The sequence below is a fragment of the Ottowia oryzae genome, assembly GCF_003008535.1.
In the GTDB taxonomy this organism is placed as follows: Bacteria; Pseudomonadota; Gammaproteobacteria; order Burkholderiales; family Burkholderiaceae_C; genus Ottowia; species Ottowia oryzae.
In genome coordinates this window covers 2,753,077-2,776,460 of record NZ_CP027666.1, presented here as the reverse complement: position 1 = coordinate 2,776,460, position 23,384 = coordinate 2,753,077, and the positions used below count along the sequence as shown (strand labels likewise).

Below are 23,384 nucleotides of genomic sequence, written 5' to 3'. Positions count from 1 at the left end.
TTTTTCGATATTCATGGCGACCACCTACAAGCTCGTGTTTGCCGGCCCCGTCGGGGCGGGCAAGACCACGGCCATCCAATCTTTGTCAGACATCGAAGTGGTGCGCACCGAAGCCAGCGCAACCGATGACGTCAAGCAGCTCAAGCAGACCACCACCGTGGCCATGGACTACGGGCTTATGAAGCTCGCCAGCGGCGACCAGGTGCGCCTGTACGGCACGCCCGGCCAGAAGCGCTTCGATTTCATGTGGGACATCCTGACTGAAAACGCGCTGGGCCTGGTGCTCATGCTGCGCGGCAACGCACCCGACCCGGTGGCCGATCTGCGCACCTACGTCAAGGAGTTTCGCGAGTTCATCGACCGCACTTCGCTGGTGGTTGGCATCACCCATTCCGACCAGGGCGGCTGGGAAACGCGCCGCCTGGTGGCGGCCGAGCTGGAAGCGCTCGGCCTGCCGCCCAGCGTGATGGACACCGACGCGCGCGAACGCAGCCACATGGCCCAGTTGGTCAAGGCGCTGATCTACGGTATCGACCCGTTCAATGGAACCGAGGCGCACTGAGCGCCGGGGGCAACCGCATGAACCCTTCCGCCGCTGACCCGCACCTGATGCTGACCCCGGCCGGCGCCATGCTCGCCTTTGCCGACAAGGTGCCGGACGAAAACGCCGCGATGCTGCAAACCCTGCTGCCGCGCGGCGTGTCGCTGCGCCGCAGCGAATGGCTCAGCCACCTGCCGCAGCACGCTTCGCTGCTGCCGCGCGCGCTGCACGAAGGTTGGGTTCACGAGGTAGAGCGCGAGTTGCACGCGCCCGACGTCCGGCTGGACAACTACCTGCCGCACGCCATCGCCGGGCTGTCGGGCTCGCGCATGGCGGCGCTGGCGTCTGACGACGGGTTCTGCCTGGCGCGCGTCGGCTATTCGCAGGACGACGCCGAAACGCTGTGCGTGGCGGCCGCAGACTTCTTCGATTTCGTGGCGCGCCAAAAGCAACGCGGCTTTCGGGGCACCGGCCGCGCCGTGTCCTTCCACGAGAGCATCGACATGCTGCTGCCGGCCACCACGTTCATGCTGTTCTGGGTGGACGGCGTGGGCTACTGGCTGATTCTGGGGGGCGAGCCGCTGCTGAACAACCGCGCGCTGGTCGAGCTGATCTGGGGCATCCGGGTGGCAGGCACCAAGTTTTCGACCAACTGAGCGCAGCCGCAGCCGCCGCTGTCGGGCGGGCGATCTACCGGCGTTTGCTTTTAATTTGATAGCTGCCAGCGCTGGTGCCGCCTGCGCTAGAGGCTGATTTGGCACTAAAGATTGCGCCGTGGGGGCACGGCGCCGCCACGGCGCGCGCTGCGCCGATCAGTCCAGCCGCCCGCGCAGCAGGTATTCCAGCAGCGCTTTCTGCGCGTGCATGCGGTTTTCGGCTTCGTCCCACACCACCGATTGCGGGCCGTCGATCACTTCGGCCGTCACTTCCTCGCCGCGGTGCGCGGGCAGGCAGTGCATGAACAGCGCGTCGGGCTTGGCCACGGCCATCATCTCCGCATCCACGCACCAGCTGGCGAAGGCCTTCTTGCGCGCTTCGTTCTCTGCCTCGTAGCCCATGCTGATCCACACGTCGGTGGTGACCAGGTCGGCGCCGGCGCAGGCTTCCATCGGGTCGGCAAAGCTTTGCCAGCCGCGCTGCGGCGCGCCGTCCAGCGCGGCCAGTGCGGTATCGACCTCGTAGCCAGCGGGCGTGGACACGCGCAAGGTAAAGCCGAGCAGGGCGGCGGCCTGCGCCCAGGTGTTGGCCATGTTGTTGCCATCACCAATCCAGGCCACGGTCTTGCCGGCGATGGAGCCGCGGTGCTCGATGTACGTGAAGATGTCCGCCAGGATCTGGCAGGGGTGGTATTCGTTGGTCAGCCCGTTGATGACCGGCACGCGCGAATACTCGGCAAAGCGCGCAATGCGTGCCTGCTCGAAGGTGCGGATCATCACCGCGTCGGTCATGCGGCTGATGACGCGCGCCGTGTCTTCAATCGGTTCGCTGCGCCCCAGCTGGCTGTCGCCGCTGGTCAGGTGCACCACGCTGCCGCCCAGCTGGTACATGCCCGCTTCAAAGCTCACGCGCGTGCGTGTGCTGGCCTTTTCAAAGATCAGCGCCAGCGTGCGGTCGGCCAGCGGCTGGTGCTTTTCGTAGGCCTTGAACTTGCGCTTGATCAGCGCCGCGCGCTCGAACAGGTAGGCGTATTCGTCGGCGGTGAAATCGCTGAATTGCAGGTAGTGCTTGATCGACTCGGTCATCCGCCGCTCACTCTTTCAAAAACGCTTCGATGATCGGCACCAGGATGGCGACGATCTCGTCCGCTTCGGCCGTGCTCAGGATCAGCGGGGGCACCAGGCGAATCACGCTGTCGGCGGTGACCGACAGCAGCAGCCCGGCGTCGGCGGCGCGCTGCACGATGGCGCCGCACGGCTTGGCCAGCTCAATGCCGATCATCAGGCCCTGGCCGCGCACTTCCTTCACGCCAGGGTTGCCCGCCAGTGCCTTTTCAAGCGCAGCGTGCAGGTGCTTGCCCACCTTGTCGGCGTTGGCCAGCAGGCCTTCTTCTTCCATGATGCGGATGGTTTCCACGCCGGCGCGCATCGCCAGCGGGTTGCCGCCAAAGGTGGTGCCGTGGTTGCCCGGCTGGAAGATGTTGGCGGCCTTGGGGCCTGCCACGACGGCGCCAATCGGCACGCCCGAGCCCAGGCCCTTGGCCAGCGGCATCACGTCGGGCACGATGTCGGCCCACTGGTGGGCAAACCACTTGCCGGTGCGCCCCATGCCGCACTGCACTTCGTCGATCATCAGCAGCCAGTCTTTCTCATCGCACAGCGCACGCACTTGCTTGAGGTAGTCGATGCGCGCGGGGTTGATGCCGCCTTCGCCCTGGATGGTCTCGAAGAACACGGCCACCACGTTGGGGTTGCCCTCGGTGGCTTTCTTGAGCGCGTCGATATCGTTCAGCGGCACGCGGATGAAGCCTTCCACCAGCGGCTCGAACCCCTTTTGCACCTTGGGGTTGCCAGTGGCGCTGAGCGTGGCGATGCTGCGGCCGTGAAAGGCCTTTTCGTACACCACTATCTGTGGGTTGGAAATGCCCTTGTCGTGGCCGAACTTGCGCGCCAGCTTCAGCGCGGCTTCGTTGGCCTCCAGCCCGGTCGAGCAGAAGAACACATTGGTCATGTGCGCCAGCTCGGTCAGCTTCTTGGCCAGCACCTCGGCGTTGGGCACGTGGTAGTAGTTGCTGCTGTGGATGATCTTGGCGATCTGGTCTTGCAGCGCAGGCACCAGTTTGGGGTGGTTGTGGCCCAACGTGTTGACCGCGATGCCGCCCAGGCCGTCCAGGTAGCTCTTGCCGTTGACGTCCCACACGCGCACGCCTTGACCACGCTCCATCGCGATCGGCAGACGCGCGTAAGTGTTCATGGTGTGAGGCGATGCGGCTTCGATGAAAGCGGTCACGACGGTGCTCCTGGGTTGCGGTTCGCAAAAAGAAAGCGGGCCAACGCGGCCCGTTGAAGACGCATTCTAGGGTGTCGCGTACGGCAGTTTGTTGAAAGCTGCGCATGACAGCGATGCCCCTGGCGCGGCGCGGATGGCCGCCGGGCGGTAGAATTCTTGTGCGTCGCAGCAACGGTCGACAGCCTGCCCATCGGCCGGTTGGCGCAAGCCCTGAGAAGGGCCATCAGGCCCCCGGCGCGCACGCAGCTCCTTCCCGCTTCAATGGCCGCCAACCCGTCAACCAGCGAATTTTTCATCAAGGGCGTGACCGCCGCCGGTCGCACCTTTCGCCCCAGCGACTGGGCCGAGCGCCTGGCCGGGGTGATGGCCCAGTTCCGCCCCGGCGGCGCCATGCGCGGGCCCGGTTCGCACATCGGCTATTCCCCTTGGTGCGTGCCCACTACGCTGGATGGGGTGAAGTGCGTGGTGGTCAACTCCGCATTGCGTGAGCACGAGCCCATGGCCTGGGACTTCGTGATGAACTTCGCCAAGGACAACGAGTTGCAGGTCGCCGAAGCCTGCCTGTTGCCCGATGCCGCGCCGCAGGCAGCCAAGGGCGCGCAAGGCGCGGCGGCAGGGCCAGACAAGGCTTGACCTGCTTGTCGCGGCTTTGCCCGCATTCGCTGCTTGAATTGCCTTCTGGCGCCCGCCCTTACTGCGGCGGTAGCTATAAAATCTATAGTAAATTGGCTTGGTTGCCAGAGTCAGAGTCAGAGTCGGCTTCGGCGTTGACTTGGCGCTTTGGCCCGTTCAGCGCTGGCAGGCTGCGCGTTTTGAGGGCGGCTTGGCCGACTGGCGAGCGGAAATCCCTCATTGCCCTCGGTGGGGCGACCGGGCATCGTTGCTTCTTTTTTCGTGACCTTCTGAGGTAAACCCATGTCCGAGCAAACCACCCACAGCAAAGCGCCGCAACCCGATCCAGCCGAAAAGGATGCGTTTTTCCCCTCTAGCTATTCGCTCAGCCAGTTCACCGCCCCCAAGTCGGATCTGAGCGGCGCCGACTACCCCAATCCGTACAAGGGCCGCCAGAAGATTTTGATGATCGGCGCCGACGAGCGCTATCTGCTGACCGACAACGGCAGCTTTTTCTCCACGGGCAACCACCCGGTTGAAGCCCTGCTGCCGATGTACCACCTGGACAAGGCCGGCTTTGCGTTCGACGTGGCCACCGTCTCCGGCAACCCGGTCAAGTTCGAGTTCTGGGCGATGCCCAGCGAGGACGAGGCCGTCAAAGGCTTTTTCGACAAGTACCACCCGCAATTCAAGCGGCCGCTGGCCTTGGCGGACGTCGTCGCCAAGGGGCTGGACGAGTACGCCGCGGTGTTCATCCCCGGCGGTCACGGCGCCTTGATCGGCCTGCCTGAAAGCGACGACGTCGGCGCGGCGCTCAAATGGGCGGCGGCGAACGACCGTTTCGTGATCTCGCTGTGCCATGGCCCGGCGGCGTTTCTGGCGGTGGGCGACAGCGACATTTACCGCGGCAAGAAGATCTGCGCGTTTCCCGATTCGCTCGACGCCAAAACCCCCGACATCGGCTACATGCCCGGCCACCTGACGTGGAAGTTTGGCGAAAAGCTCAAGGCGCTGGGCTTTGAGATCGTCAACGACAACATCAGCGGCCAAGTGCTTCGCGACGGCTTGCTCATCACGGGCGACAGCCCCCTGGCCGGCAATGCGCTGGGCCAACTGGCGGCCAAGACCTTGCTCAAGGAAGTCGCAGCCTGATGACCCCTGCCGACGCGGCCGAGAGGGCGTTCGCCACCGCCATCGCCATTCAGGGGGCCAAAACCCTGGTGGCGATTCAGGCCGCGGTGCGCGCGCTGGCAACGCCGCTGGGCTACGACCGGTTTGTGCTTTTCTCTGCGTCCGCCGCCCGCGACGAAGTTGTCGACACCTTTTACTGGCTGGAAGGCGACTGGTTCGGCGACGGTACGGAATTGGACGCCCAGACCTACCTGCGCCGCTGCCCCGTTTCGCGCCACATGCTCAGCCTGCATGAGCCTTTCTTCTGGACGAAGACGGGCGCCCGTGACAAGGACCTGTACCGCGTGGTGCGCACGCCGCAGGGCGTTGGCGTTCATGGCCTGCAGGTTCCGGTGTTCGGGCCGCTGGGGCTGGAGGGCGCCATGAGCCTGGGCGGCGAGCGCATCGATGCGTCGGCCCAAACCAAGCTGGCGCTTTCGCTGGTGGGGCAGGCAGCGTTTCTTGCGGCGCGCAAGTTGCTGGAAATGCCGGTTGAAGAGGCGATGACCGCGCTATCAGATCGAGAGCGAGAGGTGCTTGCCTGGACAGCGGCAGGCCGCCGTCAGACGGAGATTGCTGAAACGCTGGGCTTGTCTGAGCGGACGGTCGAGAATCACCTGCGGCGAGTGCGACGGCGCTTGGGCGTGGCAACCACCGCGCAGGCGGTGCGGGTCGCGATCCGCAACGGAGAGATCGCGGCGTGATCCCGCCGGAAAGAGGCGCGCCCTACAAAGACTAACCAGGAGCGAATCGTTATGGCAAAGACAGTTTTGGTCACCGGTGCAGCCACGGGCTTCGGCCGTGGCGTGGCATTCGGGTTGGCGCAGCGCGGCCATCGTGTGATCGCTGGCTGCCAGATATGGCCCCAGGTGTGGGAGCTGCGGCAGGCAGCGAAAAGCCAGGCGCTTGATCTGCAAGTCATCAAGCTGGACGTGCTGAACGACATTGACCGCGCCAACGCCCTGGCGCTGGACATCGACGTGCTGCACAACAACGCCGGCATCATGGAATCCGGCCCGATGGTCGAAATACCGATGGCGGTGTTTCGTTCGGTGTTTGAAACAAACGTGTTTGCTGCGCTGGAGCTTGCGCAGGGCTTCGCCCGCAAGATGGTTCAACGCGGCAGCGGGCGAATAGTCTGGACTTCTTCGGTGGCTGGGTTGGTCAAGGTTCCGTTCGACGGCGCCTATGCCGCTTCCAAGCATGCGGTGGAAGGCATTTGTTCGGCCATGCATGAGGAACTGAAGCCGTACGGCGTGCAGGTGGTCACGGTCAACCCAGGCGCGTACCGCACGGGGTTCAACGACACCGGCATGGAAAGCATGGACCAGTGGTGGGGCCAGGGGGAGCGTGTCGTCGCGCACTGGCCCGTGCGCGAGTTGAACCGCCAGCACGACCCGGCGGAGATGATCGCCGCCATGATCGAGGTGATCGAGGCAGACAACCCGCCGTATCGGACGGTGCTGCCCGCGTCGGCGCAAGAGATGGTTCGCAAGGAGCAGAACGAGGCTTGGGAGCGATCTGCCTGAAGGCGGCGCGTTGCTGCCAGCAGAGGCAACGCTGCTGAGGATCGCGGACTTGCGCAGGGCGGTCGCCCAAAAGCTGGCATGAGGCTTCACCCCAACGCGCTGGCGCGGTGCGCCTTCGCCAGGGCGCGCACCACTTTTTTTGCCACGCGCCCACAAAAAAACCGCCCGAAGGCGGTTCTCTTGTTTTTTGCCAACAGCGCACCCGATCAAACAGCAGACGGCGGGGCCGTCCGGGCGGTTTGCCTGACTAGCTTCAGGCGGCGGCTTGCGCCAGGGCCTTGACCTTGACGGACAGGCGGCTCTTGTCGCGAGCAGCCTTGTTCTTGTGGAAGATGCCTTTGTCAGCGACCGTGTCAACCACGGACTGCATCAGCGCGAAGGCGCTGGTGGCTTTCTCTTTGTCACCGGCGAGGACAGCCTTTTCGACGTTCTTCACAGCGGTGCGGTATTTCGAGCGCAGCGAGGTGTTCGCGGCATTCAGGACGATGTTCTGGCGGGCGCGTTTGCGGCCCGATGCCAGGCGAGGGTTCTTTTTCTTGGGCTTTCCAGCTGCCATGATGTATTCCTTAAGGGTTTGGGGATGTTGTCAGCAAAACCCAGCATTCTACTCTTTGTGACAGCGATGTGCCATGCCCGCGCGGCGCCGGCGCCTTGCGGGACTACACTGGCGCCCCACACCTGCGTGCCGTTTCGTGAGCCTATTCAAAGCCGCCTCCACCGTCTCCCTACTGACATTGGCTTCGCGCATCACCGGTCTGGTGCGCGATTTGCTGATGGCGTCGGCCTTTGGCGTCAGCGGCCTGACGGACGCGTTCAACGTCGCCTTTCGCATTCCCAACTTGCTGCGCCGCCTGTTCGCTGAAGGTGCGTTCAGCCAGGCTTTCGTGCCGGTGCTGGCGCGGTCGAAGGCGGCCAATGGCGAAGAAGCCACGCGCCACCTGATCGATGCGGTGGCCACCGTGCTCACCTGGGTGTTGGTGCTGACCTGCGCGGTGGGCGTGGTGGCCTCACCGATTCTGGTGTGGCTGCTGGCCAGCGGGCTGGATGCGCACAGCTTTGATTCAGGGGTGCTGATGACGCGCATCATGTTCCCCTACATCGGATGCATGTCGCTGGTGGCTTTTTCGGCTGGCATTCTGAATACGTGGCGCCATTTCGTCGTGCCCGCCGCCACGCCGGTGCTGTTGAACCTGGCCATGATCGTGGCGGCCTGGCTGGGCGCGCCTTGGTTGGCCAAGATGGGCATCGAGCCCATCTACGCCATGGCCGTCGGTGTGATGGTGGGGGGCATCCTGCAGCTGGCCGTGCAGGTGCCCGCGCTCAGGCGCCTGGGCCTGCTGCCGCACATCAGCCTGAGCTGGCGCCGCGTGCGCGAAGCCTGGCGCGACCCGGGCGTGCGGCAGGTGCTGACGCTGATGCTGCCCGCGCTGCTGGGCGTGGGCGTGGCGCAGCTGTCCTTGCTGATCAACACGCAAATCGCGTCGCACCTGGCGGCGGGCAGCGTGACCTGGGTTTGGTACGCCGATCGGCTGATGGAATTCCCCACCGCCTTGCTGGGCGTGGCCCTGGGCGTGGTGCTGACGCCGCAACTGTCCGCCGCCCGCGCCAAGGGCGACGACGCGCGCTATTCGCAAATGCTGGACTGGGGCCTGCGCCTTGTCGTGGTGCTGTCGCTGCCGTGCGCCGCGGCGCTGCTGGTGTTTGCCACGCCGCTGATCGCCACGCTGTTCTACCACGGCAAATTTGCGCCTGACGACGTGCAGCGCGTGGCGCTGGCGCTGGCCGGTTACGGCGTGGGCCTGGTCGGGCTGGTGGCGGTGAAAGTGCTGGCGCCGGGCTACTACGCCAGCCTGGATATCCGCACGCCCGTCAAGATCGCCATTGCGGTGCTGGTGGTCACGCAGCTGCTGAACGTGGTGCTGGTGCCGCAGTTGCAGCACGCGGCGCTGACGCTGTCGATTGCGCTGGGCGCGCTGCTCAACGCCGGCTGGCTGCTGACGGGGCTGATCCGGCGCGGCAGCTACCAGCCCGCCGCAGGCTGGGGCGTGTTTGGCGCGCAGACGTTGGGCGCCACCTTGTTGATGAGCGCTTTTCTGGCCTGGGCCGGCGACCAGTTCGACTGGCTGGCGCTGGTCAGCTGGCAGCGTGTGGCCCTGCTGGCGGGCTCCATCCTGGTGGCCATGGTGGTCTACTTTGGCGCGCTGGCGGCGGCCGGGGTCAAGCTGCGGCAGCTGGTCAGGCGCTGATCCGGCTGCCGCGTCCGAGCCCAGCTCCGGGCCCCGCGTATGGCGCCAAGGCGCCACAGGGGCACGGCCTTAAGGGCCACCGCGTTGACGCGCCGCGCCGCCCTTGGTCACAATTCGGCCATGCCGCTGGATTTGACTTTGCCCACGCCGCTGGCCTACTTCGCGGCCCTGGTTCAGCAGGACGAAGGCCTGCCGCTGCTGGAAGCCGCTGCCGCGCTGGCGCAAGACGACACGCCCGACCTGGACGTGGAGCAGGTGCTGGAGCAGGTCGATCAGCTGGCCGACCGCCTCAACCAACGCATTTCGCCCAGCGCCGACCCGGTGGAGCGGCTGCGCGCCGTCAACCAGTTCTTCTTTGCCGACCTGGGCTTTGCCGGCAACGTCAACGACTACTACAACGCCAAGAACAGCTACGTGGATGTGGTGCTGCACACGCGGCGCGGCATCCCCATTTCTCTGGCGGTGCTGTGGCTGGAGCTGGGCCAGTCGGCCGGCTTGAAGGTGGACGGGGTCGGCTTTCCCGGGCACTTCCTGGTGCAGGCGAAGATCGAGGACGGGTGCGTGGTGATCGACCCGTTCACCGGCCAGTCGCTGGGGCGGCCAGAGCTTCACGAGCGGCTGGAGCAGTTTCAGCTCGACCGCGAGCTGGCGCACAGCGACGCCACGCTCGCGCAGTTTCTGCAACCCACGCCGCCCCGGCAGATCCTGGCGCGCATGCTGCGCAACCTGCAGGACATCCACCGCACGCGGCGCGACTGGCCGCGCCTGGTGCGGGTGCAAGACCGGCTGGTCACGCTGCTGCCCGAAGCCTGGGCCGAGTACCGCGACCGCGGCCTGGCGCTGGCGCAACTGGGCGATATCGAGCGTGCGCGCGCCGACTTGAGCGTGTACCTGCGCGAAGCGGCCGAGGCCGCCGACCGCGATGCCATGGCCGAGCGCCTGTCGGCGCTGGGTGGCTCGGCCGACTGACAGCTCCCCCGTTTTTGCGCGCTGCCGATCGGGTAGGGGCGCCGCGTTTGCCCGCCGAGGCGCGAGCAAGTCGATGCGCGCAGGCCCGTCGCAGCGCCATCCAATTTCAGATCAAATCGGCCGCTGGCGCTGGTGCCAACTGCGGCGGAAGCTACTGTTTATATAGCGAATATCGGGTGTGTGGCTCGCCTTGCACAAGGCCAAGCAAGCGCCCCTCAATCGACTTCAGGCTGCCCCTTAGCCGCTTGTCCAGCTTGTCTCGCTTATCCAGCCTGCGCCGCGCGCGCCAAATGCGAAGGCCATCCCACATGCCCCGCCGCGCGCCATGCGCGGCGCAATTGGGTGTCGGTGCCAAAACCTGCCAACTGCGCCGCCTGCGTGACCGACTGGCCGCTGGCCAGGGCGGTGGTGGCGATCGACAGGCGCAACCCGCGCAGGTAGTCGTGCGGGCTGACGCCCGCGTGTTCGGCGAACAGGCGCGACAGGTGGCGCGGCGAGGTGTGCGCCACTTCGGCCATGCGCTGCAGCGGCCAATCGGCCTGGGGCGCGCGGCTGAGCGCGTCCTGCACGCGGTGCACGGCGGGGTGCAGGTGGTTGCGGTGGCGCAGGAAGGGCGATAGCTCGGCATCCTGCGCGCTGCGGCGCAAGGGCACGACCAGGCTTTGCGCCACTTGCGCGGCCACGGCCGGGCCGCACAGGTCGGCAATGCGCTGCAAGCTCAGGTCGATGCCGCAGGTGACGCCCGCGCTGCTCCAGACCGCGGGTCGGCCACGAACACGCGGTTGGCCTGCACGTCGCACTGCGGGTCGGCCGCCGCCAGCTCGTCCAAATGCTGGTGGTGGGTGGTCGCCTGGTGGTGCGTGAGCAGCCCGGCGTGCGCGATCAGCACGGCCCCGGCGCACACGCACAGCAGTTCGCATTCGCCGGTGGCCAGGCGCAGGCCGCGCAGCCAGTGCAGTGCGGCCCGCGTGTCATCGGTCTGCAGGTTCAGCCGGTCGCCGGGCTGGCCGATCAGCACCACCCAGCCGGGGCGGGGCAGCGCGGCAGGCAAGGGCGCCAGCCCCGACAGCGTCGCACCCACCGAGCTGACCGACTGGCTGGTCGGGCTGACGAAATGCAGCCGAAAACGCGCAGGCTGGCCCAGCGCCTCCAGGTGCCGGTTGGCGCTGCGCAGGGCTTCGGCGGGGCCGGCCCAATCCAGCACCAGGCTATCCGGCAGCAGCAGAAAGAACACGTCGATGGGCGCGCCCGCAAGGCCCGCTGCGTCAACGGATGCGCGCGCGCCTACGCCGCGGCGCGCGCGGCGGTCAGTCGGCGCCGCCGCCATAGGCGCGCTCGACGCGGGCAATGCGCAATTCATAGCGCCCATACCACTGGCTGCGCCCCAGGCGCTGCGCCTGCAGGTGCTCGGCGTTGCGCTTCCAGGCGGCCGCGGCGGCTTCGTCGGTCCAGTAAGAGACGGTGATGCCTTCGCCCTCGGCGTTGCGCACGCTTTCGGCGCCCAGGTAGCCGGGCTGCTGGGCCGCCAGTTCGGCCATGCGCTGCGCCATGGCGTCGTAACCGGCGTCGCCCGGCGTTCGCACGGACGAGAAGATGACGGCGCAGTACGGCGGCGGCGGGGTACGGGCGAACATGGGCGGCGTTGGGGAGAAGGTGGGGCGAAGGTGGGGCGAGACGTTCCGACGGATCGGCGGGCGGATCAGGCTGCTTGCCAAGCGTAGTCCATCTGGCGCGCCGTGCGCTCGGCCAGGGCTTGTCCGCCCAGGCGCGCCACGAGGTGCAGGCTCATGTCGATCCCAGCGCTGATCCCGGCTGACGTCACCAGGCGCTCCCCGTCCACCCAGCGCTGCCTGTCGGTGACGCGCAACGCGGGGTAGCGGCGCTGCAGGTCGGCCAGGTCTTCCCAATGCGTGGTGACCTCTTGATCGGTCAGCACCCCAGCTTCGGCCAGAAGAAAGGCGCCGGTGCAGACCGACGCGGTAATTTGCGCGAGCGCCGACTGCTTGCGCAGCCAAGCCAGCGTGCGAGGGCAGGCCAGGGCGCCGTCCACCACGCCGCCGGGCACGATCAGCACGTCGCACCGCGGCGCGGTGTGGAAATCCAGCTCAGGCAGCAGGCGCAGCCCCGCGCGGGCGCGCACCGGCTGGTTGTCTGCGGCGACGGCGCGCACGTCAAACAGAGGCGCAGCGGGGGCGGGCGCCAGGCGCTGGTGCATGCGCGTGGCGGTGGTGAACACCTCGTAGGGGCCGGCGAAATCCAGCGCCTCCACGCCATCGAAGGCCAGGATGTGCACCGTCAGCGTCAGCGTCAGCGTCTGGGCGGTCATGGCGCGGCCTCCAGCGCTTCGGCCACGCTGCAAATGCGCGCGAAACGCCCGGCCAGCACCGTGCAGGTGCACGCCACGATGTCGGCGGCGGGCAGGGGGCGCCCGTCGGGCTGCACCATGTCGAAGGTCAGCGTGGCGGTGGGGACGTAGTCCACCTGCCAGCCCAGGTCGGCGGCGTGGCGGGCGGTGGTTTCGCAGCATTGCTCGGTGCGGATGCCGCTGACGATCAGGCGGCGAATGCCCCGCTCGGTCAGCCGCACGTCCAACCCGGTGCCCACCAGCGCGCTGTGCCGCGACTTGCTGAAGGTGGCGGCGGCGTCGAATTCGGCCAGCCCGGCCAGCGCCCGCACGTGGCCGCTGGCGTCTGAGAACGGGTTGTCTGCCACGTCTAGCCCGCTGCGGTGCAGGATGCGCACGATGGGCGTGCCCTGGGCGGCGGCGCCTTCGATCAGGGCGTTTTGGGCTGCCAGGTAGGCGGGCAAGTCGGCCTCAGACCAGAAGGGCCGGTGGCGAAAGGATTCCTGGGCGTCGATGACGAGAAGGGCGGTGGTCACGGGCAGATTCCATGGGGTTGGGGTGCCCTATGGTGCCCGCCAGCCGCTGCGCAGTCCGCACGCTGGCGGACAGAAAACCATCCGATCAGGACATGGTGCTTATCGCCAATGTTCTGAATGAAATATGGCTCTGGCACAGGTGCAATGTGCGCTGGCAGCTATTCAAACCATAGCATTCGGCTGCAGGCCAGCCTAAACGCGCCATCTGGAGCTGAACTGGGCGCGAGCCCGCTCACACCCAGTCGGTCGCCTGCAGCTCTTTCTTGAAGTACGCGTAGAACAGAGGCGCCGCCACCAGGCCGGGCGGGCCGAAAACCGCCTCCATCACGAACATTACGGTCAGCAATTCCCACACACCCATGTGCGTGCGGTGGCCGATCACCTTGGCGTTGATGAAGTATTCCGCCTTGTGGATGGTGACCAAGAAAACCAGGCAGGCCGCCGCCACGCTGGGCGACACGGAAAGGCCCACCAGGGTCAACACCGCGTTGCACAGCAGGTTGCCAACGATGGGCACCAGCCCCGCTACGAAGGTCAGCAGCAGCAGCGCCATCGAATAGGGCAGCTTGTTGCCCGACAGCGGCAGCAGCACCAGCAGGAAGATGGCCGTCAGGCAGGTGTTGAACAGCGCGATCCAGAACTGCGCCACCACGATCTGCCGAAAGGTTTCGCCAAAGCGCGACAGGCGCAGGTGTAGCTGCGCGGCCAGCGGCTTCAGATCGAACGCACTGGGGCGTGCGGCCGCCAGCGCGCCAATCAGCAGACCCACGTAAGCGAACAGCAGGCCGACCAGCCACGCGCGCCCCGCGGTGGCCAGCGCGCCCGCCTTGCTGGCCAGGTAGGCGGCGATCACGTGCTGGATTTCAGCGGCGCCGTCGGGCAGTTGAAAACCCAGCTCGGGCGGCAGCTTTTCGCGCAATTCCAGCACGGTGCGGGCCAGAAAGCCCAGCAGCTCGCGGTACTGGCCCGGCGCGTCCAGGATCAGCCCGCGCGTGCGCGGCAGGGCGAAGGCCAGCAGCAGCACCGGCAGCAGCGCCACCACGGCGGCCGCCAGGCGCGGCGCATGGCCGTCGGGTGCGCGGGTCAGCACCGCCAGTTGGGGGCTGAGCCAGCGCGCGCTGAGAAAGCCCAGGCACACGCACAGCAAGCCGGGCAGCAGCCCCTGCCACATGATCAACAGCAGCGCGCCGACCATCATCACGTAGCTGGCCACTTCGGCGATACGCTGGCGCTGGGTGGCGGAAAGTGTGTTCATGCGGCGTGAGCGGGTGAGGGGCAAGGACAGGCGCGGCGGCTTGCCCCGCGCCGGCCCGATAACGGTTGCTGTCTCAGTGGGCAGCGCGGCGCGTCAATTCAAGGCGGCCAATACTCAAGGCGGCGAATGGGGCCGCCGCCTGTGAAATCAGGCCACCACCACGGCCGCACGGTCGCCGCGCGGCGCGATCCGGCCAATGGTGTAGACGGTTTCACCTGCAGCGCGCAGGGCGGCGGCCACGGCGTCGGCGGCATCCGGCTTGACGACCATCACCATGCCGATGCCGTTGTTGAAGGTGCGGTTCATCTCGATGTCGTCGATGCCCGCCGTCTTTTGCAGCCACGCGAACAGCTCGGTCTGCGGCCAGCTGCCTTTCACCAGGTGAGCAGCCAACCCGTCGGGCAGCACGCGGGGAATGTTCTCCAGCAGGCCGCCGCCGGTGATGTGCGCCAGCGCGCGGATCGCCTCGGGGTGCGCGGCCAGCACGGCCAGCACGTTCTTCACGTACAGGCGGGTAGGCGCCATGATGGCCTGGCGGAAAGGCTGGCCGTCCAGCGTGGCTGGGGCTTGCGCGCCGGCACGTTCGATGCATTTGCGCACCAGGCTGAAGCCGTTGCTGTGCACGCCGGCCGACGCCAGGCCCAGCACCACGTCGCCTTCGGCCACGTCGCGGCCCGTCAGGATTTTTGACTTTTCGACCGCGCCCACGCAAAAACCGGCCAGGTCGTATTCGCCGTCCGGGTACATGCCGGGCATTTCGGCGGTTTCGCCGCCAATCAGCGCGCAGCCGCTCAGCTCGCAGCCCTTGGCGATGCCGCCGACCACCGCCGCAGCAGTGTCCACGTCCAGCTTGCCGCAGGCAAAGTAGTCCAGGAAGAACAGCGGCTCGGCCCCTTGCACCAGCACGTCGTTCACGCTCATGGCCACCAGGTCGATGCCCACGGTGTCGTGCACGCCCCATTCAAACGCCAGGCGCAGCTTGGTGCCCACGCCATCCGTGCCGCTGACCAGCACCGGCTCCTGGTAGCGCTTGGGCACCTCGAACAGCGCGCCAAACCCGCCCAGGCCCGACAGCACGCCTTCGCGCAGGGTGCGTTTGGCCAGCGGCTTGATGCGCTCGACCAGTGCGTCGCCAGCGTCGATATCGACGCCCGCGTCTTTGTAGCTCAGGGGGGTAGGGGTGGCACTCATGGGGACAAGCGTTCGGGGGGCAACGGGCGCGGTGTGCGCAAAAGGCGCCCGTCTGGGGCGCCGCGTAAAATCTAGGCTTGAATTCTAGGCGCTGCTTTGCGGCCTTCCCATGGCCGCCACCGCCCGTTTGTGAGACCTGATGCGTCCGTTTGTGTCTTCGTTTGTGCCTTCGCCCGTGTCCCTGACCGCCCCGCGCGCCTGCCCATGAAGCAGATTGCGCTGGACATCGGCCTGGCGCCCGAGCCCACGCTGGAGGACTACCTGCCCGGGCGCAACGCCGCGGCCCTGCAGCACCTGCGCCTTTGGTGCGAAAGCTCTGCCCGCTCGCCCGTGCCCACCTATCTGTGGGGGCCGCCCGGCGCCGGCAAGTCGCACTTGCTGCGCGCCGCCCGCACGGCCCTGCTGGCGCGCGGCGCCACGGTGGGCTGGCTGGACGCCGACGCCCCGCCGCTGCAGGCCTTCGACGAAAGCTGGGACGCCGTGCTGCTGGACGACGTGGACCGCTACAGCGCCGAGCAGCAGCACACCGCCTTCAACTGGTTTGTGAACGCCGTCGCACCCGCGTCGGGCCGCCCCCGGGCCGTGTTGGCCGCCGGCGCCTTGCCGCCCGCTGATTTGCAGCTGCGCGAGGATTTGCGCACCCGCCTGGGCTGGGGCCACGTGTTCGAGCTGCACGCGCTGCCCGAAAGCGACGCCCGCGCCGTGCTGCGCCGCGCCGCCGATGCGCGCGGCTTGTTCCTGTCCGACGAGGTGATGGACTACGTGCTGGGGCGTTTTTCACGCGACCTGGGTAGTCTGGTCGAGCTTTTGGACCACCTGGACCGCTACGCACTGCAGACGCAGCGGGGGGTGACAATCCCCCTGATCAAGTCAATGCTGCAAAATGAATAGCTGGCTGCGCCGTCTGCACGGGCGCCAGAACCTATTTTTATGATGAAACTGGCCCTTTTCGACCTTGACCACACGCTGATCCCGATCGACTCCGACCACGCCTGGGGTGAATTCGCCACGCGCATCGGCTGGGCCGACCCGCAGGTGTTCAAGCGCCGCAACGACGAGTTCTATGCGCAGTACAAGGCCGGTACGCTGGATATTCACGAATACATCCGTTTCACGACGGAGCCGGTGCGCCGCCACGGCGCTAGCGCGGCCGCCGAGGCGCAGGCGCGCTTCATGCGCGAGGTGGTGGGCCCGGCCATCACGCCGCAGGCGCGCGCGCTGGTCGAATCGCACCGCAAGGCGGGCGACCAGATCGCCATCGTCACCGCCACCAACGAGTTCGTCACCCGCCCCATTGCGCAAAGCTTTGGCGTGGACGAGCTGATTGCCGTGCAACTGGCGCGCGGGCCGGGCGGCTGGTACAGCGGCGACATCGCCGGCACGCCGTCGTTCCGCGAAGGCAAGGTCACCCGCGTGGGCGAGTGGCTGGCCGCGCGCGGGCGCGGCTGGGGCGACGTGGACATCACCTTCTATTCCGACTCGCTGAACGACCTGCCGCTGCTGGAGAAATCCCAGCAGCCGGTGGCCACCAACCCGGACGACACCCTGCGCAGCATCGCTACCCAGCGGGGCTGGCGCATTCTCGACCTGTTCAAAGAAGAACAAAAACAATGATCAAGAACCTGATCGACAAGCTGATCGGCAAAGCCACCGGCAAAGTGGCCGGCAAGGCCGGCGCCAAGCGCCAGCGCCTGGGCAAGCGGGTGGAAATCGGCCCGGACGGCCACGGCATCAACCCCGCGCTGGTGGACGAACGCGCCGCCAACGTGGTGCGCACGCTGAAAGAAGCGGGGTACGAGGCCTACATCGTCGGCGGCGCCGTGCGCGACCTGCTGCTGGGCCTCAAGCCCAAGGATTTCGACGTGGCCACCAACGCCACGCCCGAGCAGGTCAAGGGCCTGTTTCGCCGCGCCTTCATCATCGGGCGGCGCTTTCGCATCGTGCACGTGGTGTACGGCCGCGGGCGCGAGCATGAGGTGATCGAGGTTTCCACCTTCCGCGCTCAGGTCGATAACACCACCGCCGACAAGGTCAGCGGGAACGAGCGCACGGCCAAGGGCCAGCTGGCCAACATGACCCACGCCGTCGATGCGTCGGGCCGGGTGCTGCGCGACAACGTGTGGGGCCCGCAGGACGAGGACGCCGCGCGGCGCGACTTCACCGTCAACGCCATGTACTACGACCCGGAAACGCGCGTGGTGGTGGATTACCACGGCGGCATTCAGGACGCCAAGAAAAAGCTGCTGCGCATGATCGGCGAGCCGGCCACGCGCTACCGCGAAGACCCGGTGCGCATCATCCGCGCCGTGCGCTTTGGCGCCAAGCTGTCGGCCCTGGGCTTTCAGCTGGAGGCCAAAACCGCCAAGCCGCTGGTCGAAGCCAAGCGGCTTTTGGCCGACGTGCCGCAAAGCCGCATGTTCGACGAAATGCTCAAGCTGCTGCAGACCGGCCACGCGCTGGCCAGTGTCGATCAGCTGCGTAAGCTGGACCTGGCCAGCGGCATCTACCCACTGCTGGATCTGGTGGTCGAGCGGGCCGAGCAGCCCTTCATCCGCGCCGCGCTGGCCGACACCGACCGCCGCGTGAACGAAGGCAAGCCGGTGGCGCCCTCGTTCCTGCTGGCTTGCGTGATGTGGCAGGACGTGCTGGCCGGCTGGAACGCCCGCCTGGCGCGCAAGGAGCAGCCCTTCCCCGCGCTGCAGGACGCGATCGACGAGGTGTTCGATGCGCGCGTGGGCGACGTGTCCGGCCGCGGCAAGTTGGGCGCCGACATGCGCGAAATCTGGATGATGCAGCCGCGCTTTGACAAGCGCGCCGGCAACTCGCCGTTCAGCCTGGCGGGGCAGCCGCGCTTTCGCGCCGGCTTCGACTTTCTGCGCCTGCGCGCCGACGTGGGCGAGGTCGGCGAAGAGCTGGCCGACTGGTGGCAGCAATTCAGCCTGGCCGACGACGGCGCGCGCGAAAGCATGGTCGAGCAGCTGCGGGCCGAACAGCAGCGTGCCAAGAAGGCGCCGCGCGTGCATCGCTTGCCCAAACAGGCTGCGCCGCAGGATGGATCAGCGCCAGAAGCTAGCAAAAATGTAGCAGATGACGCCGACGATTTCGCCGATGACGGCGACAGCACCGGCGAAGACAACGGTGCCGCGCCCGCCAAGAAGCGCCGCCGCCGTCGCCGCAAACCCAGCGGAGCCGGTTCAGGTGCTGCGCCGGGCGAAGGTGGCAGCGACGGCGCAGGTGAGGGCGAGCGCAGGCAGGAGCGCACGCTGGCCGACGGTGCTGCTAACAACCGCCGCAACGCCGCACCCGCCGCCCGCGAAGCCACCGGGGCTGAGCGCGACGGCGATGCCCCGCGCCCAGCCGCCAGCCGCTCGCGTTCACGCCGCACGGGCGGCTCGGCCGCACCGCGCGGCGAAGGGGACGCCGGCGCGCCCGCCGCGCGCCGCCGAGATGCCGAGGATTGAGCGCCGCGGCCGATTCACACCGCGCACCCGCACCCGCCAAGGCCCAAAAGGCAAGGGCGGTGCGCCTGACAAACACCTTTCTGGCCATCACGCCCTGGTTTCATCCATGATCGTCTGGCAACGCGACGCCGTCAGCGCATTCATCGCGCTGGGCGCCAACCTGGGCGACGCCGCCGCCATGGTGCGGCGCGCTATTGACGGCCTGGCGCAGCTGCCACAGACGCAGCTGCTGGCCTGGTCGCCGCTATACGCCAGCGCGCCGGTGGATGCGCAGGGGCCCGATTACGTCAACGCGGTGGCGCAGGTGCGCACCGGCCTGACGGCCCCCGAGCTGCTGCAGCACCTGGGGCAGGCAGAGCTGCAAGCGGGCCGCACGCGGCCCTACCACCACGCGCCGCGCACGCTGGACCTGGACCTGCTGCTGTACGGCGACGGCCGCATCGACAGCCCTGCGCTCACGCTGCCGCACCCGCGCATGGCGCAACGCGCCTTCGTGCTGCTGCCCTTGGCCGACATCGCCCCGCAACGCGTGTCGCCCGAGGCGCTGCGTGCCGTGGCTGGCCAGGCCATTCGCCGCCTGCCGGGCTAGGGCGCGCCATGCCACGGCCCACCGGCTGAAGTCAGCTTTACAAAGAAAAACCGACGCTGGCGCAGGTGGGTAGAGCGCTGGCTGCTTCACTATTCATAGCGATCAAGCTCTGCGCATCCGCACCATGACGACTTTCACATCCTTGCCGATCTCGATGCAGACCGTGTTGCTGCTCATCCTCAGCAACGTGTTCATGACCTTTGCCTGGTACGGCCACCTGAAGAACCTGGCTACGGCGCCGTGGTACGTGGCGGCCCTGGTCAGCTGGGGCATTGCGCTGTTCGAGTACCTGCTGCAGGTGCCCGCCAACCGCATCGGGCACACGCAGTTCAGCGTGGGGCAGCTCAAGATCATGCAAGAGGTGATCACGCTGACGGTCTTCGTGCCCTTCGCGATGTTCTACCTGAAGGAGCCGTTCAAGCTGGACTACCTGTGGGCGGGCCTGTGCATGGTGGGCGCGGTTTACTTCATCTTCAGGAGTTAAGGGGCACCCCCTTAGGCGCTGGGGCGCCTTCCGCCCTCGCCTGTGCGAGGGGAGTAACGCCAGTGCCCGGCGCAGGTCCGGGCACGGCGTTGGCTGAGGGGGCACGCTCCCTGAACCGCTTGGGCAATCAGGCCGGGCGGCTGCGACCCTTCAGAACCGGTACGTGGCGGTCAGCAGCACATTGCGGCGCTCGCCATAGAAGCAGTCCCCGCGCGCCAGGCATTGGGTGAGCACGACCTTGTCGGTCAGGTTGTTGATGTTCAGCGCCACGCGCCAGTCGCCGGCTTCGTAGGCCACCATGGCGTCGGCCAGCAGGCTGCTGGGCGTGCTGATGGCGGTGGTGCCCGACCACATCTTGCCCGTGTAGCGCAGGCCGCCGCCCACGGTCCAGCCGCCACGGCCCGACGACGCAAACCGGTGCGAAAGCCACGTAGCTGCGGTATGGCGCGGCACGCCCGCCACGCGCTGGCCCTGGTCGCCCGCGTTGCTGCGGCTGATGGTGGCGTCGGTGTAGGCGTAGCTGACCACCCAGTCCCAATGGCGGGCCAGGCTGGCTTTCAGCTCGGTTTCCAGCCCTTTGACCTTCACTTCGCCGATCTGCAGGCTGTTGAGCGGGTTGGCCGGGTCGTTGGTCTTGCGGTTTTTCTCGCGCAGCTGGTAGATGGCCACGAAGCCGGACAGGCCGCTGTCTGCGGGCAGCCATTTCACGCCCAGCTCAAACTGCTGGCCGCGCTGGGGCTTGAACGGCGTGCCGTACGCGTTCACGCCGCCCAGGGGCTGGAAGGATTCGGTGTAGGACGCGTAGGGCGCCCAATCGCCCCCTTGGTAAGTCACGCCGATGCGCTTGGTCCAGGCCTTGTCGTCTACGGCGGCGGCGGGGCGCCCCGCGGTGTCTGTCTTGGCCTTGTCGTGGCGCAGGCCCGCCGTGGCCGTCCAGTTGCCCCAGCGCAGCTGATCCTGCAGGTACAAGCCCAACTGCTTTTGCGAAACGTCGGGCTGCGCGACCAGGTTGGCGCTGGTCGGCGGGGTGAAGTTGCCGTACACCGGGTTGTACGGGTTGATGTCGGGCGCCAGGGCGGACCAGTTCGACGTGGTGGTGCTGTTGCGCTGCACGTCCAGGCCCGCCAGCAGGGTGTGTTCGACAGGGCCCGTGCGCACATGGCCTTCCAGTTGCGTGTCGACCAGCAGCATCTTGCCGCCGTTTTTCTGCCAGGACGCATCGCGCGGGAAGGTCAGGTTGTCGGCGTTGAACACCGGGCGCGCCGGCCGGCCCGTGGCGGGGTTGGCGCGAAAGCTGGTGTACAGCGTGCGGTAGTCCACGTCGGTCACAGTGCGGCGCAGGTTTTGGCGCACCGTCCAGTCGGCGTTCAGGCGGTGGCTGAACAGGTAGCCGATGCTGCGGTTGCGCGTGTCGTACTTGTCCCAGCCGGGTTCGCTGATGAAGGTGTGGGTGGGAATGCGGCCGTAGGGGCTTGGCAGGCGCGTGCCTTGCCAAGGGAAGAAGCCGATCAGCGAGCCGCTCTTGTCGCGCTGGTACAGCGCCTGCAGGGTGAGCGAGGTGTCGGCGCTGGGCCGCCAGGTCAGCGATGGCGCCAGCACCATGCGGTCGTCCGGCACGTGGTCTACCTGCGAGTTGCTGTCGCGGCCCACGGCCACCAGGCGGTAGAGCCACTTGCCGTCGCTGTCCAGCGCGCCGGTCAAGTCGGCGGCCAGTTGTTTGCGCTGGTGGCTGCCCAGTTGCAGTTGTACTTCTCGGCTGGTTTCCGGCTGCGGGCGCTTGCTGGTCAGGTTCAGGATGCCGCCCACGCTGCCCTGGCCGTACAGCACTGACGAAGGCCCGCGCAGGAATTCCGCCCGTTCCAGAAGAAACGGCTCGACCTTGTTGTTGTTGTACGTGCCATAGCCGCGCAGCATGCCGTCCAGGTACTGCGTCACGCTGCCGCCGCGCGCTGAGAAGCTGTCCACCCGGCTGTCGTAGTAGTTCGACATCACCCCGGCGGTGTAGCGCGTGGTCTCGCGCAGGGTGGTCACGCCTTGGGCGTCCATCTCGTCGCGCGTGACCACGCTGATGGCCTGGGGCGTTTCGATCAGCGGTGTGTCGGTCTTGGTTGCCGATAGGGCCCGTTTGGCCACATAGCCGGTGACGGGCGCCGTGGGGCTTTGGCCGCCCGGATCGGCCGTCACGGTCACGGTTTCGAGCGTGGCGGCGGCTTCTGGCGCGTCCTGCGCATGGGCGGCGGCGCCCAGGCCGATCAGCGACAAGGTCAGCGCGTGCGCCAGCGGTGTTGGGGGGTAGCGAAGCTCAAGTTTCATGGCAATAGGTGCAGCAGGGCGAGATAGAGCCACAGGCGCACGCCATCGCGCAGCGGGTGCTGCGAAGGGCGGGTGACGGTGACGGGGTGCCCGCGCGTGCGGAGGTGGCGACGTCGGCGCAGGCCGATTTGGCTGGTACTGCGGTGGTTGCAGCGGGGCGATGTGATTTCACGTAATAGCAATGATTTGCATTACGGAAGCACTGATTCTAGATAGATTTGCTGTATCGCCAACTCAAAGCCCATGCGAATGTGCGTGGTCCAGCGCCGGCCTTTTCGCGTGGAGGCGGCGGCTACAGGCACGCGACGGCGTGCGCCAGCAGTGGGCATTCTGGCGCGTTGTGGCGCAATGTCACTTCGAAGCGACATCGCGAACCGGGCGCCACGGATCGGCCGCCGCACTGCCGGTGGGCCACCGCACAGGCGTGGTGCGCGCCGTCTTTCAAAGCAGCGTGCAGGCTGGGCTGTGTCCGGCGTGCTTCATAAAAATGTCACAATTAGCAAGTCGCCCTCACACACAGCGGAAGAACGAACCCACCATGCTGTTCAGCAAACTGTTGCCCAAAGAGGGCAATTTTTTTGAGCTTTTCAACCAGCACGCCGACCGCATCGTCGAGGGTGCCAAAGCGTTTGAAAACCTGGTGCGCCACTACGGTGACCCCCAGTTGCGCGAGAAATACAACCTGGAAGTGGACAACGCCGAGCGTGCGGCCGACCGCGTGACGGCCGAAGTCAACCGGCTCATCCACACCACGTTCATCACCCCGATTGACCGCGAGCAGATCCATTCGCTGATCAACCTGATGGACGACGTGGCCGACCTGCTGCAGGACTCCGCCGAGACCATGGCGCTGTACGACGTGCACCACATGACCGAGGAGATCACGCGCCTGACCGATCTTTCGGTGAAGTGCTGCGAGCGCCTGCAGGCCGCCGTGCGCCTGCTGAGCCGCCTGGCCGATCCGGGCACCGCCGAGGCGGCCCTCAAGACCTGCGAAGAGATTGACCGCCTGGAGTCAGACGCCGACCGCGTCCTGCGCAGCGCCATGAGCAAACTGTTCCGCCACGAGCCCGACGTGCGCGAGCTGATCAAGCTCAAGGCCATCTACGAGCTGCTGGAAACCATCACCGACCGCTGCGAAGACGTGGCCAACCAGATCGAAGGCATCGTGCTGGAAAACTCCTGAGCGCCTGCGGTG

At 67.1% G+C, this 23,384-nt stretch carries 23 protein-coding genes and 1 pseudogene; 14 read left to right on the top strand and 10 right to left on the bottom strand.

Translation table 11 applies throughout. From position 1 onward, the window contains the following. Window positions 1–13 precede the first annotated feature (13 nt). Entirely contained in the window at window positions 14–562 is a 549-nt protein-coding gene (locus C6570_RS12680; protein ID WP_106703543.1) for a GTP-binding protein, read from the top strand. A 17-nt stretch (window positions 563–579) separates the two neighbouring features. Further along, complete coding sequence (locus tag C6570_RS12675; protein WP_106703542.1) at window positions 580–1,197, top strand: hypothetical protein; 618 nt, start codon at window positions 580–582, stop codon at window positions 1,195–1,197. A gap of 156 nt (window positions 1,198–1,353) precedes the next feature. Here the strand turns inward: C6570_RS12675 and argF are convergent, their stop codons facing one another. Continuing rightward, window positions 1,354–2,271, bottom strand: coding sequence for an ornithine carbamoyltransferase (gene argF / locus C6570_RS12670; protein ID WP_425437930.1), 918 nt, complete (start codon window positions 2,269–2,271; stop codon window positions 1,354–1,356). A 19-nt stretch (window positions 2,272–2,290) separates the two neighbouring features. Continuing rightward, entirely contained in the window at window positions 2,291–3,487 is a 1,197-nt protein-coding gene (locus C6570_RS12665; protein WP_106703540.1) for an aspartate aminotransferase family protein, read from the bottom strand. A gap of 261 nt (window positions 3,488–3,748) precedes the next feature. Here C6570_RS12665 and C6570_RS12660 point away from each other — a divergent pair, with 261 nt between their 5' ends. From C6570_RS12660 to C6570_RS12645, 4 genes are all read left to right on the top strand, one after another. After that, window positions 3,749–4,120, top strand: coding sequence for a DUF3579 domain-containing protein (locus C6570_RS12660; RefSeq protein ID WP_106703539.1), 372 nt, complete (start codon window positions 3,749–3,751; stop codon window positions 4,118–4,120). Window positions 4,121–4,402: 282 nt separating this feature from the next. Next, a complete protein-coding gene (hchA, locus tag C6570_RS12655; RefSeq protein ID WP_106703538.1) occupies window positions 4,403–5,251 on the top strand; it encodes a glyoxalase III HchA in 849 nt (282 codons plus the stop codon). Beyond that, on the top strand, window positions 5,251–5,973 hold the full coding sequence (locus C6570_RS12650; RefSeq protein WP_106703537.1) for a PA1136 family autoinducer-binding transcriptional regulator: 723 nt from the start codon (window positions 5,251–5,253) through the stop codon (window positions 5,971–5,973). Before hchA ends, C6570_RS12650 begins: the two co-directional genes overlap by 1 nt. A 51-nt stretch (window positions 5,974–6,024) precedes the next feature. Continuing rightward, window positions 6,025–6,798, top strand: a complete 774-nt coding sequence (locus C6570_RS12645; RefSeq protein WP_106703536.1) for an SDR family oxidoreductase — start codon at window positions 6,025–6,027, stop codon at window positions 6,796–6,798. 253 nt (window positions 6,799–7,051) lie between these two features. Here C6570_RS12645 and rpsT read toward each other — a convergent pair whose 3' ends face one another. Beyond that, the gene (gene rpsT, locus C6570_RS12640) at window positions 7,052–7,354 is read right to left on the bottom strand and encodes a 30S ribosomal protein S20 (protein ID WP_106703535.1); all 303 of its coding nucleotides are present in this window, start codon (window positions 7,352–7,354) and stop codon (window positions 7,052–7,054) included. A 136-nt stretch (window positions 7,355–7,490) separates the two neighbouring features. Between rpsT and murJ the strand changes: the two genes are divergently transcribed. Then, window positions 7,491–9,044 carry a murein biosynthesis integral membrane protein MurJ gene (gene murJ, locus C6570_RS12635; protein ID WP_106703534.1) on the top strand — a complete coding sequence of 518 codons (1,554 nt, stop codon included), beginning with the start codon at window positions 7,491–7,493 and terminating at the stop codon, window positions 9,042–9,044. 120 nt (window positions 9,045–9,164) lie between these two features. Next, the gene (locus C6570_RS12630; RefSeq protein WP_106703533.1) at window positions 9,165–10,013 is read left to right on the top strand and encodes a SirB1 family protein; all 849 of its coding nucleotides are present in this window, start codon (window positions 9,165–9,167) and stop codon (window positions 10,011–10,013) included. A gap of 263 nt (window positions 10,014–10,276) precedes the next feature. Here the strand turns inward: C6570_RS12630 and C6570_RS12625 are convergent. From C6570_RS12625 to purM, 6 genes and pseudogenes are all read right to left on the bottom strand, one after another. Beyond that, window positions 10,277–11,253, bottom strand: a pseudogene (locus C6570_RS12625) (GlxA family transcriptional regulator). 67 nt (window positions 11,254–11,320) lie between these two features. Next, a complete protein-coding gene (locus C6570_RS12620) occupies window positions 11,321–11,647 on the bottom strand; it encodes an antibiotic biosynthesis monooxygenase family protein (protein WP_106703532.1) in 327 nt (108 codons plus the stop codon). 65 nt (window positions 11,648–11,712) lie between these two features. Continuing rightward, on the bottom strand, window positions 11,713–12,339 hold the full coding sequence (locus C6570_RS12615) for a DJ-1/PfpI family protein (protein ID WP_106703531.1): 627 nt from the start codon (window positions 12,337–12,339) through the stop codon (window positions 11,713–11,715). Further along, window positions 12,336–12,893: an isochorismatase family protein gene (locus C6570_RS12610; RefSeq protein WP_106703530.1), complete on the bottom strand. Its 558-nt coding sequence runs from the start codon at window positions 12,891–12,893 to the stop codon at window positions 12,336–12,338. Before C6570_RS12610 ends, C6570_RS12615 begins: the two co-directional genes overlap by 4 nt. A 232-nt stretch (window positions 12,894–13,125) precedes the next feature. Then, a complete protein-coding gene (locus tag C6570_RS12605) occupies window positions 13,126–14,148 on the bottom strand; it encodes an AI-2E family transporter (RefSeq protein ID WP_106703529.1) in 1,023 nt (340 codons plus the stop codon). A gap of 147 nt (window positions 14,149–14,295) precedes the next feature. Then, window positions 14,296–15,339, bottom strand: coding sequence for a phosphoribosylformylglycinamidine cyclo-ligase (gene purM / locus C6570_RS12600; RefSeq protein ID WP_106703528.1), 1,044 nt, complete (start codon window positions 15,337–15,339; stop codon window positions 14,296–14,298). A gap of 204 nt (window positions 15,340–15,543) precedes the next feature. Between purM and hda the strand changes: the two genes are divergently transcribed. The 5 genes from hda (at window position 15,544) to C6570_RS12575 (ending at window position 19,873) form a co-directional block, all read left to right on the top strand. Next, window positions 15,544–16,230 carry a DnaA regulatory inactivator Hda gene (gene hda, locus C6570_RS12595; protein ID WP_106703527.1) on the top strand — a complete coding sequence of 229 codons (687 nt, stop codon included), beginning with the start codon at window positions 15,544–15,546 and terminating at the stop codon, window positions 16,228–16,230. Between the two features lie 42 nt (window positions 16,231–16,272). Next, window positions 16,273–16,953 (top strand): histidinol-phosphatase, encoded by a 681-nt coding sequence (locus C6570_RS12590; protein ID WP_106703526.1) that lies wholly within the window; start codon window positions 16,273–16,275, stop codon window positions 16,951–16,953. After that, window positions 16,950–18,800 (top strand): polynucleotide adenylyltransferase PcnB, encoded by a 1,851-nt coding sequence (gene pcnB / locus C6570_RS12585; protein ID WP_106703525.1) that lies wholly within the window; start codon window positions 16,950–16,952, stop codon window positions 18,798–18,800. Before C6570_RS12590 ends, pcnB begins: the two co-directional genes overlap by 4 nt. A gap of 106 nt (window positions 18,801–18,906) precedes the next feature. Next, window positions 18,907–19,389 carry a 2-amino-4-hydroxy-6-hydroxymethyldihydropteridine diphosphokinase gene (gene folK, locus C6570_RS12580; protein ID WP_106703524.1) on the top strand — a complete coding sequence of 161 codons (483 nt, stop codon included), beginning with the start codon at window positions 18,907–18,909 and terminating at the stop codon, window positions 19,387–19,389. 124 nt (window positions 19,390–19,513) lie between these two features. Further along, complete coding sequence (locus C6570_RS12575) at window positions 19,514–19,873, top strand: DMT family protein (RefSeq protein ID WP_106703523.1); 360 nt, start codon at window positions 19,514–19,516, stop codon at window positions 19,871–19,873. Between the two features lie 150 nt (window positions 19,874–20,023). Here the strand turns inward: C6570_RS12575 and C6570_RS12570 are convergent, their stop codons facing one another. Next, a complete protein-coding gene (locus C6570_RS12570; protein WP_106703522.1) occupies window positions 20,024–22,186 on the bottom strand; it encodes a TonB-dependent siderophore receptor in 2,163 nt (720 codons plus the stop codon). Between the two features lie 538 nt (window positions 22,187–22,724). Here C6570_RS12570 and C6570_RS12565 point away from each other — a divergent pair. Then, window positions 22,725–23,372, top strand: a complete 648-nt coding sequence (locus C6570_RS12565) for a DUF47 domain-containing protein (RefSeq protein WP_106703521.1) — start codon at window positions 22,725–22,727, stop codon at window positions 23,370–23,372. The last annotated feature ends 12 nt before the right edge of the window (window positions 23,373–23,384 follow it).